At 64.2% G+C, this 17,089-nt stretch carries 17 protein-coding genes; 8 read left to right on the top strand and 9 right to left on the bottom strand.

Annotated features, from left to right (window positions below; genetic code table 11):
• Position 1 precedes the first annotated feature (1 nt).
• Complete coding sequence (locus P3T18_RS29430; protein ID WP_429303473.1) at positions 2–742, top strand: phosphorylase; 741 nt, start codon at positions 2–4, stop codon at positions 740–742.
• Between the two features lie 155 nt (positions 743–897).
• On the top strand, positions 898–1,383 hold the full coding sequence (locus tag P3T18_RS29435; RefSeq protein ID WP_429303474.1) for an acyl-CoA thioesterase: 486 nt from the start codon (positions 898–900) through the stop codon (positions 1,381–1,383).
• A gap of 201 nt (positions 1,384–1,584) precedes the next feature.
• Here the strand turns inward: P3T18_RS29435 and P3T18_RS29440 are convergent, their stop codons facing one another.
• The gene (locus tag P3T18_RS29440) at positions 1,585–2,619 is read right to left on the bottom strand and encodes an MlaA family lipoprotein (protein ID WP_429303475.1); all 1,035 of its coding nucleotides are present in this window, start codon (positions 2,617–2,619) and stop codon (positions 1,585–1,587) included.
• A 2-nt stretch (positions 2,620–2,621) separates the two neighbouring features.
• The gene (locus P3T18_RS29445) at positions 2,622–5,237 is read right to left on the bottom strand and encodes an MMPL family transporter (RefSeq protein ID WP_429303476.1); all 2,616 of its coding nucleotides are present in this window, start codon (positions 5,235–5,237) and stop codon (positions 2,622–2,624) included.
• A 213-nt stretch (positions 5,238–5,450) separates the two neighbouring features.
• On the opposite strand from P3T18_RS29445, the gene P3T18_RS29450 reads away from it, so the two are divergent.
• A complete protein-coding gene (locus tag P3T18_RS29450; protein ID WP_429303477.1) occupies positions 5,451–6,056 on the top strand; it encodes an MlaC/ttg2D family ABC transporter substrate-binding protein in 606 nt (201 codons plus the stop codon).
• 61 nt (positions 6,057–6,117) lie between these two features.
• Here P3T18_RS29450 and ispH read toward each other — a convergent pair whose 3' ends face one another.
• On the bottom strand, positions 6,118–7,062 hold the full coding sequence (ispH, locus tag P3T18_RS29455) for a 4-hydroxy-3-methylbut-2-enyl diphosphate reductase (RefSeq protein WP_429303478.1): 945 nt from the start codon (positions 7,060–7,062) through the stop codon (positions 6,118–6,120).
• A gap of 333 nt (positions 7,063–7,395) precedes the next feature.
• Here ispH and hpnC point away from each other — a divergent pair, with 333 nt between their 5' ends.
• Positions 7,396–8,262, top strand: coding sequence for a squalene synthase HpnC (gene hpnC, locus P3T18_RS29460; RefSeq protein WP_429303479.1), 867 nt, complete (start codon positions 7,396–7,398; stop codon positions 8,260–8,262).
• Complete coding sequence (locus tag P3T18_RS29465) at positions 8,262–9,434, top strand: glycosyltransferase (protein ID WP_429303480.1); 1,173 nt, start codon at positions 8,262–8,264, stop codon at positions 9,432–9,434. The genes hpnC and P3T18_RS29465 overlap by 1 nt, the downstream gene beginning before the upstream one ends.
• Before the next feature lie 81 nt (positions 9,435–9,515).
• On the opposite strand, the gene P3T18_RS29470 is transcribed toward P3T18_RS29465, so the two are convergent.
• Together P3T18_RS29470 and hpnA are read right to left on the bottom strand one after the other, a co-directional pair.
• Positions 9,516–10,058 carry a hypothetical protein gene (locus tag P3T18_RS29470; RefSeq protein ID WP_429303481.1) on the bottom strand — a complete coding sequence of 181 codons (543 nt, stop codon included), beginning with the start codon at positions 10,056–10,058 and terminating at the stop codon, positions 9,516–9,518.
• A gap of 138 nt (positions 10,059–10,196) precedes the next feature.
• Positions 10,197–11,207, bottom strand: a complete 1,011-nt coding sequence (gene hpnA / locus P3T18_RS29475; protein WP_429303482.1) for a hopanoid-associated sugar epimerase — start codon at positions 11,205–11,207, stop codon at positions 10,197–10,199.
• Between the two features lie 131 nt (positions 11,208–11,338).
• Between hpnA and P3T18_RS29480 the strand changes: the two genes are divergently transcribed.
• The gene (locus P3T18_RS29480; RefSeq protein ID WP_429303483.1) at positions 11,339–11,632 is read left to right on the top strand and encodes an acylphosphatase; all 294 of its coding nucleotides are present in this window, start codon (positions 11,339–11,341) and stop codon (positions 11,630–11,632) included.
• 83 nt (positions 11,633–11,715) lie between these two features.
• Here the strand turns inward: P3T18_RS29480 and egtD are convergent, their stop codons facing one another.
• A complete protein-coding gene (egtD, locus tag P3T18_RS29485) occupies positions 11,716–12,699 on the bottom strand; it encodes an L-histidine N(alpha)-methyltransferase (protein ID WP_429303484.1) in 984 nt (327 codons plus the stop codon).
• A gap of 574 nt (positions 12,700–13,273) precedes the next feature.
• On the opposite strand from egtD, the gene rarD reads away from it, so the two are divergent.
• Complete coding sequence (rarD, locus tag P3T18_RS29490) at positions 13,274–14,170, top strand: EamA family transporter RarD (RefSeq protein WP_429303485.1); 897 nt, start codon at positions 13,274–13,276, stop codon at positions 14,168–14,170.
• A 38-nt stretch (positions 14,171–14,208) separates the two neighbouring features.
• Here rarD and P3T18_RS29495 read toward each other — a convergent pair whose 3' ends face one another.
• A complete protein-coding gene (locus P3T18_RS29495; protein WP_429303486.1) occupies positions 14,209–14,748 on the bottom strand; it encodes a DUF962 domain-containing protein in 540 nt (179 codons plus the stop codon).
• 91 nt (positions 14,749–14,839) lie between these two features.
• Here P3T18_RS29495 and P3T18_RS29500 point away from each other — a divergent pair, with 91 nt between their 5' ends.
• Positions 14,840–15,553 carry a Crp/Fnr family transcriptional regulator gene (locus P3T18_RS29500; protein ID WP_429303487.1) on the top strand — a complete coding sequence of 238 codons (714 nt, stop codon included), beginning with the start codon at positions 14,840–14,842 and terminating at the stop codon, positions 15,551–15,553.
• 25 nt (positions 15,554–15,578) lie between these two features.
• Here the strand turns inward: P3T18_RS29500 and P3T18_RS29505 are convergent, their stop codons facing one another.
• The gene (locus P3T18_RS29505) at positions 15,579–16,463 is read right to left on the bottom strand and encodes a 4-hydroxy-tetrahydrodipicolinate synthase family protein (RefSeq protein WP_429303488.1); all 885 of its coding nucleotides are present in this window, start codon (positions 16,461–16,463) and stop codon (positions 15,579–15,581) included.
• Between the two features lies 1 nt (position 16,464).
• Positions 16,465–16,815 (bottom strand): hypothetical protein, encoded by a 351-nt coding sequence (locus tag P3T18_RS29510; protein ID WP_429303489.1) that lies wholly within the window; start codon positions 16,813–16,815, stop codon positions 16,465–16,467.
• Between the last annotated feature and the right edge of the window lie 274 nt (positions 16,816–17,089).

Raw genomic sequence — 17,089 nt, forward strand, 5'->3', positions numbered from 1 at the left:
GATGGCACGGTCTTCAGCGTCGTTCGTGGAACCCGCTCGCGATGCGCTGCCGGTGATCGTGGTTACCGGCATGGCGTTCGAGGCGAAAATCGCGCGCGGCGAGGGTGTCGACGTGGTGTATGCGGCGCGCGCCGATCTTCTCGAACGCGCGTTGAGCGCGGCGCTGGCGCGCGGCTGCTCCGGCATCGTCAGTTTCGGGACTGCTGGCGGACTCGCGCCGGACCTCGACGCTGGCGCGTTGATCGTGGCGGAAGCCGTCGACGGTCCGTTCGGGCGACTACCCACCGATCGTCTCTGGGCCGACAGACTCGCCGCAGCGTGCGCTGCCGGTCCGCTTCAGTCTCGCGTGCGACGCGGTCCCATGGCGGCGGTGGCGGCGCCGCTCGTCACCGCGCAGGACAAGCGCGCGTTGCATCAGTCGACCGGCGCGCTCGCGGTCGATATGGAATCGCATATTGCCGGCGCGGCCGCTGCCGCGCACGGCGTTCCCTTTGCGGTGTGCCGGGCCATCGTCGACCCGGCGTGGCGGACGCTGCCGTCCGCGGCCACCGCCGGTCTGCGTGACGACGGCACCACGGCGCTCGGCCCGATCCTGCGCGAGTTGTTGCGGCAACCGTCGCAACTCGGCGCCCTGATCCAGCTTGCCGGCGACGCGAAGGCCGCGCGCGCGTCTCTCGTCGAGGCCCGCCGCGCCATGCAGAGCGCCGGCGCGCTCCGACCGGCTCACCCCCAGCGCGCCTGACCGCCATTTCCGGGCGTTTAGCCGCGTCCGCATTTCTCTTGTTCAGCGAATATTGAAAAACTAGGGAAAACCCTTATATTTGGTACACTAGTAAGTGTTAACCCTAGGTCGCGAGCTGATCGTCGGCCTCGGTGCTTTCATAGACGGAGTACCAGATGAATTTTCATACGAGAAAGTGGGTCAAGCCCGAAGACCTCAACCCGAACGGCACGCTCTTCGGCGGCAGCCTTTTGCGCTGGATCGACGAAGAAGCGGCGATTTACGCGATCTGCCAGCTCGACAATCAGCGCGTGGTCACCAAGTTCATGTCGGAGATCAACTTCGTGAGCTCGGCGCGGCAGGGCGACATCATCGAACTCGGCATGACGGCCACGCATTTCGGCCGCACCTCGATCACGCTGCGCTGCGAAGTGCGCAACAAGATCACGCGCAAGAGCATTCTGACGGTCGAGAAAATGGTGTTCGTCAATCTCGACGAGAACGGCGAGCCGGCTCCCCATGGCCGCACGCAGATTCGTTACGCCGAAGAAGCCTTTGCCCGTTATCGCGAGAATTCCCGGCCGGTGCCGCAAGGCGTCGCGGCTGCCGTGGCCGAAGAGGAAATCGGTGCGGCACGCGGCGAAGTGGACAGCCTGCACTGAGTTCGCGTCGAGGCGGCGCGCCGCTGTTGCCTCGACTGGTTGCGATGACTCGCCGCCCATCGGCCAGCGGGTTTCTTCGCCCCGAATGAAAAAGCCCCCAACGACCTTTAAGGACGAAGGGGGCGCTTCCTGCCTGCTGCATTTCCTGCCATGACCCGGCGGCGCGTTGCGCGCCGAGCTGTCTCCTCTTTCTCGAATCCCTTATTTCGTGGCCGGCACGGCCTGCTGCTGGTCGTTGCCACCGGCAGGCGCTTTTGCGCCCGTGGCCGGGGCGCTCGGTGTCTCGCCCGGATCGGAGTAGTTCGGCACGCCAGTCGGCGCACCCGACGAGCTTCCCGATGCCGCATTCGGCGCGGCGGGCGCGTTGCCTGGGTCCGAGTAATTCGGTACGCCTGCCGGCGCGCCGGCAGCGCTGCCGGACGCCGCATTCGGCGCTTCCGCCGCGTCGCCCGGATCGGCGTAGTTGGGCAGTGCGCCGCCCGCGCCCGCTGCGGCACCGGCCGGAGCCGCAGCGCCGGAATTGTCTTCGTCGTCGTAGTTCGGCAGCGGCGCGGCGTTGTCGCCGGTGCCGCGCAGACGCGCGCGGCGCTGCTGCGAATAGGCGTCGCGTACGAAGGAATATTTGTCGAGCGCGGCTTGCTGCAACAGATCGGTTGCGCCCAGCAGATCGGAACGCACGCTGATGAACTGCAGCACGTACAGCGGATTGCGCCACGCCGGCTCGATGTAATTCATCGGATTGAATTTCACGTCGACGATCAGCCCCATGCTGTCGCGCACCGTGCTCGGTCCGAACAGCGGCAGAACCAGATACGGACCCGACGGCACGCCCCAGTGGCCGAGCGTCAAACCGAAGTCCTGGTGATGCTTAGGCAGGCCGGCAGGCGTCGCCCAATCGAGCAGGCCGCCGAGACCGAATGTCGAGTTGAGCGCGAAGCGCACGATGTCTTCGGTGGCATCCGTGATCTTCAGTTGAAGCAGCGCGTTCGCGGCGTTGCTCAGGTCGCCGAGATTCGAGAAGAAGTTGCTGATCGCCGTGCGTAACGGCTGCGGCGTCACCTTCTGGTAACCCTTCGCCACCGGCACGGCAACGTAGCGGTCGAGGCCGTCGTTGAAATTGAAAATCACACGGTTTGCCGGTTCGAACGGGTCGCCCGGTTTGCGATCGGGGCCCGTCGCGCAACCTGTGATGAGACCGGTGGCGGCAATCGCCAGCACGGTGGTTCGCAGCTTCATGCTTATATTCCTTTTTGCTTCCCGCGACGCGGGCGCGGCTTACCCATCAACACTGGCTGGAACACCACTGCGCCAATCAGCGTACAAAACAGCGACAGCGCCAACAGTCGTCCCATGCTGGACGTCCCCGGATGGTGCGACAGCCAGAGGCTGCCAAATGCCGTCGCCGTGGTGGCCGCGCTGAACAGCACAGCGTGCGTGAGGCTCGACTGCAACAGACCCGTTTGACCGTTACGCCACGCCATCACGAAGTAAATCTTGAAGGCCACGCCGACGCCCAACATCAACGGCAACGCGATGATATTGGCGAAGTTTAGCGGCATGCCGAAAACCACGCACAGTTCGAGTGTCACGAGCGCCGACACGAGCAGCGGCACGAGCGTGCGCAGCATGTCGCCGAGACGCCGCAAGGCGATCCACAGCAGGATCGCGATCGACAGCAGCGCGTAGCAGGCCGCCTGCAGGAACGACTTGATGATCAGGTCTGCGGAATGCAGGATCGAGATCGGACCGCCGATCGCGTTCGGTTCGGCCTTCTTCACTGCGTGCGCGAAGCGGGCGAGCATCACGTCGTCGTTCGGGTCGGTGCCGGGTTTCACTTTCGGCGCGATATCGACCAGCGCGCGGCCGTCTTTCGACACCCAATGCGATGAAATTTCCTTCGGCAGATTGTCGCGCGTGATTTCGGTGGGCTGCAGCAGATCCGCCAGTTGCTTCAACGCGATCCGCAGCGGCGCGGACATCGCCGTTTCCGCGCGATCGCGCGTGGCGGCGTCCGCGGCGGCCAGCTTCTGCAAGGTCGCGGACAGATGCTTCGCTTCGGCGGCGCCGGGTCCGGGATGATCGTCGGCGGCGAGCGAGAGCTGGTTCGACGCGCGCTTCAGGGCGGACACGCGCACGGCGTCGGTGGCGGGCGGCGCGGGTTGCTGGGTCAGCGCGGGCAGCAGTTGCTGCGCAGCGCTCGCAATCAGCATCTGCTTTTGCTGCTGCTCGGCGGGAACGAAGGTGTCCAGCGTATTGACGCGACCCACCTCCGGCAGCGTGCGCAGTCGCGCGGCGATGCGGTCGGCGTCGGCCAGCGAAGGCGCGAGCGTATGCACGTTGTTGACCGCCGCCTCGGGCGAATCCTTCAGCGAGAGCAGCGTCGCCATCGATTCGGTATGCGGGTCTTTCAGATGCAGCGGGTTGAAGTCGAAGCGCAGGTGCGTGAGTAGCGGCGTCGCGCCGATCACCAGGATCAGCGTGCCGATCAGCACCGGCTTGCGATGCTGGTCGAGGAAATCGTCGACCGGTGCGAGTTGCTTGAAACCCGGCGAAGCCGGTTCGCCCGGCGGATTGAAGACCTTGAGCAGCGCCGGCAGCAAGGTCATGTTCGTGAGATACGCGACGAACATGCCCACGCCGGCAATTTCGCCGAGCTCGGACACGCCGCGGTAGGCGGTGGGCAGGAACGAGAAGAAACTCAACGCGACCGCCACCGCCGCCAAGGTGAGCGGCACGCCGATGCTGTGCGCCGTGTGCACGAGCGCGGCCGATAGACGGTCTTCGCGATTGCGTTCCTCGCGATACTTCACGCCGAACTGGACGCCGAAATCGACCCCGAGCCCGACGAACAGCACCATGAAGGCCACCGAGATCATGTTGAGCGCGCCCACCAACAGCAGGCCGAGCGCCGCCGTGATGGCGAGCCCGACGAACAGCGTGATGAACACGGCGACGATCATGCGGCCCGAGCGCAAGGCCAGCCACAGAATCACCAGTACGACGATGAAGGTGCCGATGCCGTTGAGCACTGCGCCGTCTTTGACCGAGGCGAACTCTTCGTCCGCGAGCGGCTGTTCGCCGGTCAGACGCACGGTCGCGCCGAAGTGCGAGTCGAGGTGGATTGCCGCTGCCGTGTCGCGGATCGCTTTGGACGCCGTCGCGCCCGGTTCCAGCGCGTCGTAGTTCACCACGGGCTGAACCGTCACGAATGCACGCGCCGGGTTGGTGTCGGCGCTTTTGTCGACCAGCGCGCGCCACGAAAACGCGGCCGGCTGACCAGCCAGCACGCGATCCATCGTCGTGGCGCTCTGCGACAGCAGGTGGCTCATGTCGGCGAGCTTCACCTGCCCGAGTTGCAGCGGCAGCAGCAGGCTGGTGGTCAGCGTGCCGGCAAGACCCGTGAGACTCGGATCATGCGCGAGCGCGTTGACGAGCGGACGCGACTGAACCAGCTGCGACGTGGTCGACATGACTTCGTCGGTGGAGGGGAACAGCAGGCCGTTGTGTTCGAAGAACGGACCGCCGGCCGGCTGCGAGACCGCAACGAACTCCTTCGGATCGGCCTTCAACGCATCCGCGAGCGCGGCAGCGGCGGCGTCCGCGAATTCCGGCGCGTGCGCTTCCACGACGACGAGCACCGTCTGCCCGCGATCGGGGAAGGCCTGGTCCATCGCGTTTTCGAGCGATGTCCATTGCTTGTCGGTCTCGATCAGCTTGCTGATGTCGGTATTGATCTTGAAGTGATGGGCGACATAGAACCCGCTCACGACGGCGAGCACGAGCGATAGCAGGATCACTCGCAGCGGATGGCGAACCGAGTAGGCGACGAGGCGGACGATAGATGACTTCAGCATGTAGGCGAAAGGGGCCTTATCACGGAGGATATTTTTAAGAAAGTGCACAAGTATACAGAGCCAGAGCGATCTGGCTCGAATCCGCTAGCAAGTCCGACACCCGACCGGCGCACAGAGGGTGGGAACGCATTATCGGTATACTGGGTCTATCCTGCTTCTGCTGCGGGTTCTGAAGCCTGTCGGCGCTTACTTCTTCTGGGTTTTGGCGAACGTATGAAACGTTATCTGTCTGCTTTTCTGGCTGCGGCCGTGGTGTCCTCGGCGGCTTACGCGCAAACCGCGCCCGACGCGGTCGTCAAGAGTGCCGTCGAAGGTACGGTGGCGGCAATGAAGGCCGATCCGCAAGCACGCGGCGGCGACATGGCGAAGATCACGCAACTGGTGGAAACGCGCTTCGTGCCGGCCACGGATTTCCAGCGCACCACGCGTATCGCGGTCGGCAAAGCCTGGGCCACGGCTACGCCCGATCAGCAGAAGCAACTGTATGAACAGTTTACGCTTCTGCTGGTGCGCACTTACGCAGCCTCGCTGTCGCAACTGCGCGATCAGGACGTGAAGTTCAACTTCCTGCCGGTCACCGTGCCGCCCAATGCCAAAGACATCGTCGTGCAGTCGCACGTGCTCAGCAACGGCGGCGACGACGCGATCGACTACCGGCTCACCAAGGGTCCGTCGGGCTGGAAGGTGTACGACATCAACATGATGGGCGCCTGGCTGATCCAGGTGTACCAAACGCAGTTCTCCGACCAGCTTTCCAAGGGCGGCGTCGACGGACTCATCAAGTTCCTGACCGCGCACAACGCGCGCAGCGCCGGATAAAGAAAAAGCGCGATGGCTGTCGAGCCATCGCGCTTTTTTCTATCGAGCCGCTGCGAGGTGTTTAAGCTTCGCGTGCGGCGAGCGGTTGCAGCAGCTTGGCCGGCAACTTGAATTCGACCTTCTCTTCGCGGCCCGCCATGGTGGAGACTTCCACCGGACCCAATGCGCGCAGCGCGTCGATCACGTTCTTGACCATTTCTTCCGGTGCCGAAGCACCGGCCGTGATGCCGACCGTCTGCACGTTGGCAAACCATTCCGGCTTCACTTCCGAACCGTCGGCAACCAGGTAGCTCGCAACGCCGATTTCGCTGCCGATCTCGCGCAGCCGGTTCGAGTTCGAGCTATTGGTCGCGCCGACCACCAGCAGCACTTCGACCTCTTTGCTCAGCTCGCGCACGGCCGCCTGGCGATTTTGCGTCGCGTAGCAGATGTCGCGCGTGTCCGGGCCGACGATGTTCGTGAAGCGGCGCAGTAGTGCATCGATGATGCCGCGCGTGTCGTCGACCGACAGCGTGGTTTGCGTCACGTAGGCGAGCGGTGTGTCGAGCGGCAGGTCGAGATGCGCGACCTCGGCTTCGCTCTGCACCAGCAGCACCTTGCCGGGAATCTGGCCGACCGTGCCTTCCACTTCGGGGTGACCCGCGTGGCCGATCAGGATCAGCGTGCGGCCGGCGGCGACATATTGACGGCCCTGCACGTGCACTTTGGTGACGAGCGGGCAGGTTGCGTCGAGCACGTCGAGGTTGCGCGCCTCAGCGTCGCGTTCGACCGTCTGCGCAACACCGTGGGCGCTGAAAATGGCCACGGCGCCTTGCGGCACTTCGTCGAGTTCTTCGACGAAACGCGCGCCCTTCTGGCGCAGGTTATCGACCACGTGGCGATTGTGAACAATCTCGTGGCGGACGTACACGGGGGCGCCGTGTTGCTGTAACGCGCGATCGACGATCTCGATTGCGCGTACAACACCCGCACAAAAGCCGCGGGGTTGAGCAAGGATGACTCGCATAAGTGGGCGAACTCCGACTGACGCGGGCTTCGAAGAAGTCGGTAAATTCGACTTTATCGCCGCGACCATCTATTTAGTTGACGTCTTGAGCCCCGGCGTCGCGCCGGTACAGCAAAACCAAACGCGCATTCTAACGCTATCAGGCCCGCTTTGCTTCGAGGGCCCCTGACGGCGTTGGGCGCGCGCCGCATTCGGCACGAGCCGTCCAGCAAAGCGTCCCGCTGAGGGGCGGCAATGATTACCCGCTGCAGCCCTTCGACGGAACCCTTAAACTACGTGGTCCTGCGGCGCAACATTGCGGTCGCATCACAGAATGGGTTCGAGGCTCGCTGGATGGACGTCGATCATTACGAAGACTTTCCGGTCGCCAGCGTATTGCTGCCGAAGGCGCTGCGCGCGCCGATCGGCATCATCTATCAGGTTGTGCGCACGGCCGGCGACATTGCCGACGAGGGCGACTGGAGCCCGGCCGAACGGCGTGCGCGTCTGGCCGATTTCCGCGCCGGTCTCGATGCGATCGGACAGCAGCGCGCGGCACCCGTGCATCCGCTGCTGTTCGGCAAGCTGGCCGGCGTCGTGGCTCAGTATAAACTGCCGCTCGCGCCGTTTTACGAGCTGTTGCATGCGTGCGACCAGGACATCGACACCCGCCGGTTTGCCGACCGTGCGGCGCTGCTCGACTATTGCCGGCGCTCGGCCAACCCGGTCGGTCATCTGATGCTGCATCTGATCGGCGCGGCTACGCCGCGCAATCTCGCGGACGCCGACGCGATCTGCACGGCGTCGCAACTGATCGGTTTCTGGCTGGACGTCGCGGCCGACTGGAAAAAGGATCGCGTTTATCTGCCGCTCGCCGACCTGCAGCGTTTCAAGGTGAGTGAAGCGCAGATTGCGCAAGGCGTGGTCGACGAAGCGTGGACGCAGTTGATGTCCTACGAAATCGACTTCGCGCGTGAGATGCTGGTTCGTGGCGCGCCGCTCGCGCTGCGCATACCCGGACGGCTGGGCATCGAGTTGTGCGGCGCCGTGCATGGCGGCGTGCGATTCCTCCAGCGAATCGAGCAAGCCGGCTATGACGTGTTTCACGAGCGGCCGGTGCTCAACACTTTTGACTGGTGCGTCGTTGCGATGCGCTCCCTGACCATGCGCCTGTCGCGGCGCGTCGGCGTGCAAACGCGTTCTATCGAGGGCAATGCTTAATGGCGGTGGTTCTGTTTCTTCTTTCATGTCTTTCCCTGCTGATCTGGTGCGTGCTGCTGTTCGCGCGCGGCGGTTTCTGGCGGGCGCGTCCGGCGGCGCCGCTCACGCTCGCACCGCGTGTCGCGTGGCCCGCGGTCGCGGCCGTGGTGCCGGCGCGCAACGAGGTCGATGTGATCGCCGAAGCGGTCACGACCTTGCTGCAGCAGAACTACGCGGGCGAATTCCACGTGATCGTCGTCGACGACCACAGCACCGACGGCACGGCCGAAGCGGCTCGCGCGGCGGCGCTTCAACTGCAATGCCCGGACCGGCTCACGGTGCTCACCTCCAAGCCGTTGCCGCCGGGCTGGTCGGGCAAGGTGTGGGCGCAGTCGCAGGGCATCGAGGCTGTGCGCACGCTCGGCCTGCCGGCAGATTTCCTCCTGCTGACCGACGCCGACATCGGCCATCCGGCTGACGCCGTCGCACAACTCGTCGCGCGTGCGGACGCCGAAAAGCGCGATCTCGTCTCGCTGATGGTTCGTCTGCGCTGCGATTCGTTCTGGGAGAAGGCGCTGATTCCGGCCTTCGTATTCTTCTTCGCCAAGCTGTATCCGTTCGCGTGGGTCAACAACCCGCGCAATCGCACGGCGGCGGCGGCCGGCGGCTGCATGCTGGTGCGGCGCAGCGCGCTGGAAGAAGCGGGCGGCATCGAATCGATCCGCGCCGAGCTGATCGACGATTGCAGCCTCGCCGCGCGCATCAAACATCGCGGCACGGGCCGTCATGCCATCCGTCTGGACGTGGCGGCGCGCAGCGTCTCGCTGCGTCCGTACGACAGCTGGCGCGACATCTGGAACATGATCGCGCGTACGGCCTTTACGCAGTTGCATTACTCGCCGCTGCTGCTGGCGGGCACGCTGCTCGGCATGACGATCATCTATCTGATTCCGCCGGTGGCCGCGCTCGTGCTCGGTCCGACGGGCTGGCCCGCGTGGCTCGCGTGGGCCGTGATGTGCTGCGCCTACGCGCCGATGCTCAGCTACTACCGCCGTTCGCCGCTGTGGGCGCCGTTTCTGCCGCTGGTCGCGCTGTTTTACGTCGGCGCGACGTTCGCGTCGGCGGTGCGTTACTGGCGCGGCAAGGGTGGTCAGTGGAAGGCGCGCGTGCAAGCGCCGGTGCAGGAGCGCTGACGCTGAGAGACGCGCGGTGGCGTGGCGCGGTGACGTGTTAAGAGAAAAGCAAAACGGCGCCCGAAGGCGCCGTTTTTTACATCAGCCCTTGGTGAGCATCATGTAGAGCTGGATCACCATGTCAGGCGAAAACGTGAAAGGCACCCAGCCGTGCCCCGTATGACGCATGACCAGCAGACGGTCGCCGTTCGACTGTTTTTGCACGGCCATGACCGGGTTTTTCGTCGACACGAAGCGCCAGCCCGGCGGAATTCCCGGCGGCGGCTCCGGCGTCATGGACGCCCGCGCATTCGACAGTTCTTCGATCAACTGGCCGATCTGTTCGGCGCGCAACGCGACCGTCTGACCGTTGATCGTCATTGTGATTTCGTTCTGCGCCGGACGATTGATTTCGAGCGTGGGCGGAGTCGGGGCCGCGGGTGGCTCGGCCGCCTCGGCAGCGTCGGCAACGTCCGCCACGTCTGCGGGCGTGGCAGCGGATGCGGCGGCTTCAACCGGCGCGTCGTGCGACGCAACGGCGGGTGCGGATGCCTCGGGAGTTTTTTCGGCCTGCGGGGGCACGACAGCCTGAATGAGCTGATCGACGCCCATTTCCAGCGCGCCGAGCTGTTCGTGAAGGTTCATGCGAAGGTTCTCTGGTAAGACTCGCGATTTTACCTGCTGCGCGTAGGCTTTGACCTTCGGCAAACAAAGCGACGTTGTAACAAAGTGCATGCGGACCGCGCGGAATCGCCCGGCGCGGCCGCCATTTTCAGGGCGTGCTCAGCGCGCCAGATAGCCGGCTTCGCGGAACCAGTCGAGCGCGTCTTTCAGACCCTCGCGATACGGCCGCGCGCGATAGCCGAGCTCACGCTCCGCTTTGGCCGAGGTGAAATACATCTTGTTCTTCGACATTTTCAGCGCGTCGGCAGTGAGGAACGGTTCGCGCTTCGTGAATTTGGCGACACCCTCGGCGCCCCACGCGAGCGGATAAAGCGGCCAGCGCGGCAGGCTGATGGTCGGAGCTTTGCGGCCGCTCAGCGCCGCAATGTCCGCGAGCATTTGCTGCAAGGGCAGATTCTCGCCGCCGAGAATATAGCGTTCGCCGATCTTGCCGCGTTCGAGCGCGAGAAAGTGGCCGGCGGCCACGTCGTCCACGTGAACGAGATTCAGGCCCGTGTCGACGAAAGCGGGCATCTTGCCAAGCGCCGCTTCGACGATGATGCGTCCGGTCGGCGTCGGTTTGACGTCGCGCGGACCGATTGGCGTGGACGGATTGACGATCACCGCGGGCAGTCCGTCTTCGGCGATCATGCGTTCCACGGCGCGTTCCGCGAGCACCTTGCTGCGCTTGTACACGCCGATCGCCTGATCGGCTTTGAGCGGCGAGGTTTCGTCCGCCGACTGGCCGGAACTGGTCACCTTCAGCGTGGCCACGCTGCTCGTGTAGACGATGCGCTCGACGCCTTCTTTCAGCGCTGCACGCATGGTGGCTTCGGTGCCTTCGAGATTGGCGCGTTCGATTTCGCCCGGATCGGGCGCCCACAGCCGATAGTCGGCGGCGACGTGCAGCAGATAGCGCACGCCGCGCAGCGCGTTGCGCATCGACGCTTCGTCGCGCATGTCGCCCACGACGATTTCCGCGTCCAGCGACTCGACGTTGCGACGCGGACTGGTGGCCCGCACCAGCACGCGAACCTTGAAGCCTTTTTGCTGCGCGATGCGCGCCACCGACGAGCCGACGAAGCCGGAAGCGCCGGTCACGAGTATCAGATCGCGATTCTGTTCGATCATTCTGAATTCATTCTTTGCGTGAGAGTCGACGGATTGTACGTGGCGCGCGCGTCGCGTGTCGCGATGTGTCCCGAGCAATCTCGCCGCGACGCGTCTAGAATGCCCGCTTGAAAGTTTGGTAGGAGAAAGGCATGTCCCCGGATCTGGATCAGCGGATCGAAACGTATTACGTGCGGGTGCGCGGCACCGTGCAGGGCGTTGGCTTCCGCCACGCCACCGTGCGTCAGGCTCACGCGCTCGGCATCAAGGGATGGGTGGCGAATCTCGACGACGGCTCCGTCGAAGCTATCTTGCAAGGTTCGGCCAATCAGGTCGATCGCATGCTGTCGTGGCTGCGTCACGGGCCGCCGGCGGCGCGCGTGACCGAGGTGGCGGGCGAAGAGCGCGCCACGGAAAAGCGTTACGAACGTTTCGAACAGCATTGAGCGCAGCGCGCGCAATAAAAACGACGCCCCATCGCGATGATGGCGCGTCGCCTGTCTGCTTCTAAAGCTTCACTGCAAAGCGCCTAGCGCGCCACCAGCAGACTCTCCGCGAAGCCCCATTCGTCCTCGATCCACTGATGGCTGCAGGCGAAGCCGGCGTCGTCGGCAATCGCCGTCATTTCTTCCGCGCGATATTTGTGGCTGCTCTCGGTCCAGATCGTTTCGCCTTCTTTCAGCGTCACCGTGAGTTGCGATGCGCCCACGCGCGCCGTGATGTTGCGAGTCGCCCTCAAGTGCATTTCGATACTGCGCGCGTCCGGATTGAAACGCGCGACGTGCTGAAACGCGTCGAGCGGAAAATCGCCGTCCAGTTCGCGATTGATGCGCGCCAGCAGATTCAGGTTGAACGAGGCCGTCACCCCGATCGCGTCGTCGTAGGCGGCGATCAGCGTCTGCGTCGGTTTGATCAGGTCGGTGCCGAGCAACAGCGCGTCGCCCGGTGCAATCATGTTGCGGATATCGCGCAGGAAACGCGTCGCCGCGAGCCGTCCGAAATTGCCGATCGTGCTGCCCAGAAACAGCACGAGCAGACGTTCGTCGGCCGCGCGGTTTTTACTGACTTCCGCGAGACCGGCCAGATAATCGCGCTCGTAGCCGACAATCGAAATGCGTTCGATGTCGCCCAGTTCACGACGGCACAACTGCAATGCGCTGCGCGAAATTTCAATCGGGCAGTAAGAAGTGGGGCGCTTTTTACACAGCGCTTCGAGAATACGCCGTGTCTTGCGGCCGCTGCCGCTGCCCAGTTCGGCCACCGTCACGTCGTGCGGCAGGTGCGCGACGATATCCGCTGCGTGCTTCGCGAGCAGACGTTCTTCGGCGCGCGTCACGCCGTATTCGGGCAGCACGGTGATCACTTCAAACAGCGCGGAACCGACTTCGTCATACAGATACTTCGACGGCAATTCCTTCTGGGGCGTGTGCGTCAAGCCGGCGCGGACGTCGGCGGCAAAGGTGGCGCGGAACTGATCGGGCGAGGCGTCATGCGATAGGGCTGGCTGGGTCATGCTGGCTCCAGTAGTCACATTCGTTGAGCGAGATTGCTGGCCGGGAAAGCGGCATGCGCAGCGCGTTGGGCATGCGGCGGCAGTGTTGGCCGGCGAGTGGATGGCTCTCCTGCCGCGAAGCATCGTTGAGGCGGCAGACGAGACGACGGTGAAAATTCAAGGGCGCTGCGAGCTTCAGCGCAAACGCCATGCAAGCGACGTTACGACACGGTGTAGCAAGATTCGCGCTTGACTCCAGCGCGCGATGTCCGACGATCGATCCGCGCCGGCGGCGCGCGAGAAGAATAAGTGCCGAATAAGCGCCGTTAGCGGCCGACGCGTGAAGTTATGTTCTAGTGCATCCACGCGCGATGCGCACGGGATAAATGCCGTAGGTTTGCCGTCCCGCCGAACCTGCCGGATGAATAAGCCGTCTAGAATGCCGGCTTGCGTCGGAAACCGATTACAACTTGCAGCGCGTCGCCTCGATGCGCCTGCCCGTGAGACATCCATTCAATGACTGCCATTCAAGGCTCCCAGCAAAACGCGCCGCGCGATGTTGCGCTGCACACACCGAACACCGACGGGTCGAACGATGATCCAGTATGACCCGAAGCGCGGGATCGCGCTGTCGGTGAGCGCGTCGGCTCTGTTTGCCCTGCTGTCCGTCTACGCCAAACTGCTCGCGCCGCTGAGCGGTCTCGACATCTTCGCGTGGCGCGTCATCTGGACCGTGCCTGGCGCGCTCGTGCTGATCGTATTGCGCAAACGTCTGCCGATTCTGCGGCAACTTGTTGACCGAATGGTGACCGAACCCAAGCTCGCGGCCGCGATGGTGGTCAGCGCGACGCTGCTCGGCGCGCAACTGTGGGTCTTTCTATGGGCGCCGCTGCATGGGCGCATGCTGGACGTGTCGCTCGGCTATTTTCTGTTGCCGCTCGTCATGGTGCTGGTCGGACGCTTCTACTACCACGAGCGGCTCGATGGACTGCAGTGGCTGGCGGTGGTCTGCGCCGCGCTCGGCGTCGCGCACGAACTGTGGGTGACGGGCGCGTTTTCCTGGCCGACCGTGCTGGTGGCGCTCGGCTACCCGCCATATTTCGTGTTGCGCCGCAAGATCAATCGCGATTCGCTTGCCATGTTCACGGTCGAAATGACGCTGCTGCTGTTGCCCGCTGTCGGCATCGTCGTCAGCGGCGGGTCGCTGGCGGCAATCGGCGGCCGGGTCGATATGTGGTGTCTGCTGCTGCCGGGGCTCGGCGCCTTGAGCACCATCGCGCTCGCGTCGTACCTGAAGGCGAGCCGTCTACTGCCGATCGCCCTGTTCGGCATTCTCGGTTACGTGGAGCCGGTGTTGCTCGTGATCGTGTCCGTCACCCTGCTCGGCGAGACTTTGAGCGCCGCGCAACTGGCCACTTATATTCCGATCTGGATCGCCGTGGCGTTGACGGCATTGCACAGCGTGCGGCTGGTTCGTCTGGCGCCGCGCTGAGCGCGCTGATGTTCATCAGCGCGTCTCGCACGCGTGAATCAGCGATGCGCGGCCGTACGATCCGCGTTGATGCGTGTCGCGCCGACGCGTGCTTCGATCGCCTCGCGCAATGCAGGCCGCCAGCCAAAACCGAACAGCGCTTCGGCGAGTACGAACAGCGGACCGATCAGCAGGCCGATCAGATCGTCGACGAAAGCCGGCTTGCGATGTTCGTACGCCACGTGGCCGACGAACTGGAACACCCAGCCGATCAGGAACAGGCCGATGCCGCTGGTCAGCCACACGAGCGTGGATTGCGCCGCGAGCCATTGTCCACACGCGACGCATACCACCGAGACCACCGCCATCATGAGGCCGAGCGGGACGTCCAGCACGAGGTAATAGAGCGTGGCCGCAACGAACAGCACCCACGCGGGCGACAGCGCGAACGGCACGCTGCCGGCTACGAAAGCGGGCCGGCTCAGCAGCACGGCGAGCGCCAGCACGATCATCGGAATGCCGACGAAATGCGTGGCGATATTGCGCCGGTCACGATGGTAAGCCGCGTATTGCGTAAGCTGTTCCGTCAGCGTTCTCATGGATGCCGCTCCTCTTTCGAAGTCAGCATAATCGCGGGCAACGGAATTTGAAACCATCGGGTAGCCGACAATTGGGCACGGAAGCCGTTCTATGACTGCGAGTTTTTCACCGGACGCGCTGGCGGCACTGCTTGAACGCAGCGCGTGGTTTCGCTCGGCGCCTGCTGCCATGCGGGCCGAACTGATCGAGGCCGGCCGCGTGGAGCGTTTGACTGCCGGCGAGCGGCTGTTCACGCGCGGCGATTCCGACGATGGCCTCTATTGCGTGCTCGACGGCCTCGTGAGAATCGGCGCGGCGAGTTCGGGCGGCAAGGAAGCGTTGCTCGCCGTGATCGAGCCGGTGAACTGGTTCGGCGAAATTGCGCTGTTCGACAACCGCCCGCGAACCCACGACGCCTATGCCGAACGCGATTGCGCGCTGTTTCATGTGCCGCGCGCCGCGCTCGCCGCACTGCTCGAACGCACGCCGGCGTACTGGCACGCGTTCGGTTTGCTGCTGACGCAGAAACTGCGCCTCGCCTTCGACGCCATCGAAGAAGCCGCCTTGCTTCCCGCCGCGCAACGCGTCGCGCGCAGGTTGCTGTTGATGGCGGGCGGTTACGGCGAAGCGGGTGCACCGCGACACATACTCAGGGTGCCGCAGGAAGATCTCGCGATGATGCTGGCCTTGTCGCGGCAAACCATCAATCAGGTGCTGAAGCAGTTCGAGACACAGGGCGCGCTCAAGCTGCGCTACGCCGAAATAGAAATCGCCGACCCGCAAAAACTCGCAACGCTGGCGGAGTTGAGTCCGCCAACGGTTTGACGATCGTCGCAGTAGCGCGCACGGCTCAGGTGCCGACGCTCGCGAACTCCGCGCGCAGATCCTGCAGGCGATCGCGCGCCGTGCCGAGTCGCTCGACGAGTTGCGCCGACGCGCGTGTGATGGGCATGCGTGTTTCGTCCGTGATGGCGTGATCGAAGGCAAGCATGGCCTTGATGGCGGACGGATTCGGCGCCGCGAATAACAGTCGCAACACCGGTAGCAAGCTGGCGAACAGGCTGCGCGCGTCGGCTTCGCGCCGCGCGTGAATCAACTCCTGTACGGCGACCAGAAGATCCGCGCAGACATGCGCGCTTGCCAGAATGCCGCCCGCGCCGCCGCTGTTCAGGCAGTCGTCGAAGGCGTCGTCGGTGCCGCACAGCACGTTGATCGGCAACGCGCGCAGTGCCTCGAAATGCTCTTTCACGCATTCCTTGATCGCGACGATATTGCCGTGTTCCAGCAAGCGTGCCACCGTGGCCGGCGCGATCGTCACACCGGTGCGATGCGGCACGTCGTACAGAACGATCGGCCGCTCGGTGGCGCGTGCGGTCTGCTCGAAATGCCATTGCACGCCGGCCTGATCCGGGCAGACGTACGAAGGCGGCGAGATCAGATAGCCCGCGCAGTCCCAACGCTCGTAGCGATGCATTTCGCGCACCACGTCATGCGTATTCGAACCGCCAAGGCCAATCAGCATCGGCAGACGCGAACCGATCACTTCGGTCAACGCCTGCAGAACCGTCAGGCGTTCGGCTTCCTGAAGCAAGGCCGCTTCGCCCGTCGTGCTCAACGCGACAAAGCCGCTGATCTCCGTGCGCAGATAGTGTTCGGCAAGACGCTGCAAGGCGTCCACGTCGATCTCGCCATGACGCAGCGGCGTGACGATGGGCAACCAGATGCCGGAGAACATGTCAGCCTGCCTTTGCCACGGCGGCGCGGCGCGTCAACGGTCCGATGAGCGCAGTGGGCAGCGTCGCGATCAAGGTGTGCAGCGTGAAGTCGAGGTCGTCGGGTGCGATGTCGAGTTCAACGCGGATGCCCTCGCGAACCGTCTTCGTGCTGGCCACATACACGCCGAGCGGCGAATGCAGCAACGCTCGGAGTTGCGCGCCCGGAGCGTCACGCAATGGATGAGGCAGCGTGACCGGCAGGCGCGCGCGTGCGGCGGGAAACGGAATGACGTTGTCGCGATGGACGGACTGCGCGCGTGGTGCGCGGGGCGACTGACTGGCGAAACCATCGACAGCTTGCTTGAGTGCCATGTAACGCGGCGTTCGTTGACGCCATGGTTGGTCGGAACAGTGTCCAGAGTAGACCTGCACGCGTAAACACGGTGCAAAAATTCGCGTGACGGCCGGAAAAATGATGCGCACGCGCGACAGCGTCTTCACGAACCGAGCAATCGTTCGAGAAAAGGCGCCCATAAAAAAAGGCGAGTCGTGAGACTCGCCCTCCCTGAACGGCACGTTTCGGCTTCGTTATAAAGGCTTCGATTCGCTACGCGAGCCAGGCCGATACACGCCGGCAACCTGACAC

This window comes from Paraburkholderia sp. GAS199 (genome assembly GCF_050436585.1).
Taxonomy (GTDB): Bacteria; Pseudomonadota; Gammaproteobacteria; order Burkholderiales; family Burkholderiaceae; genus Paraburkholderia.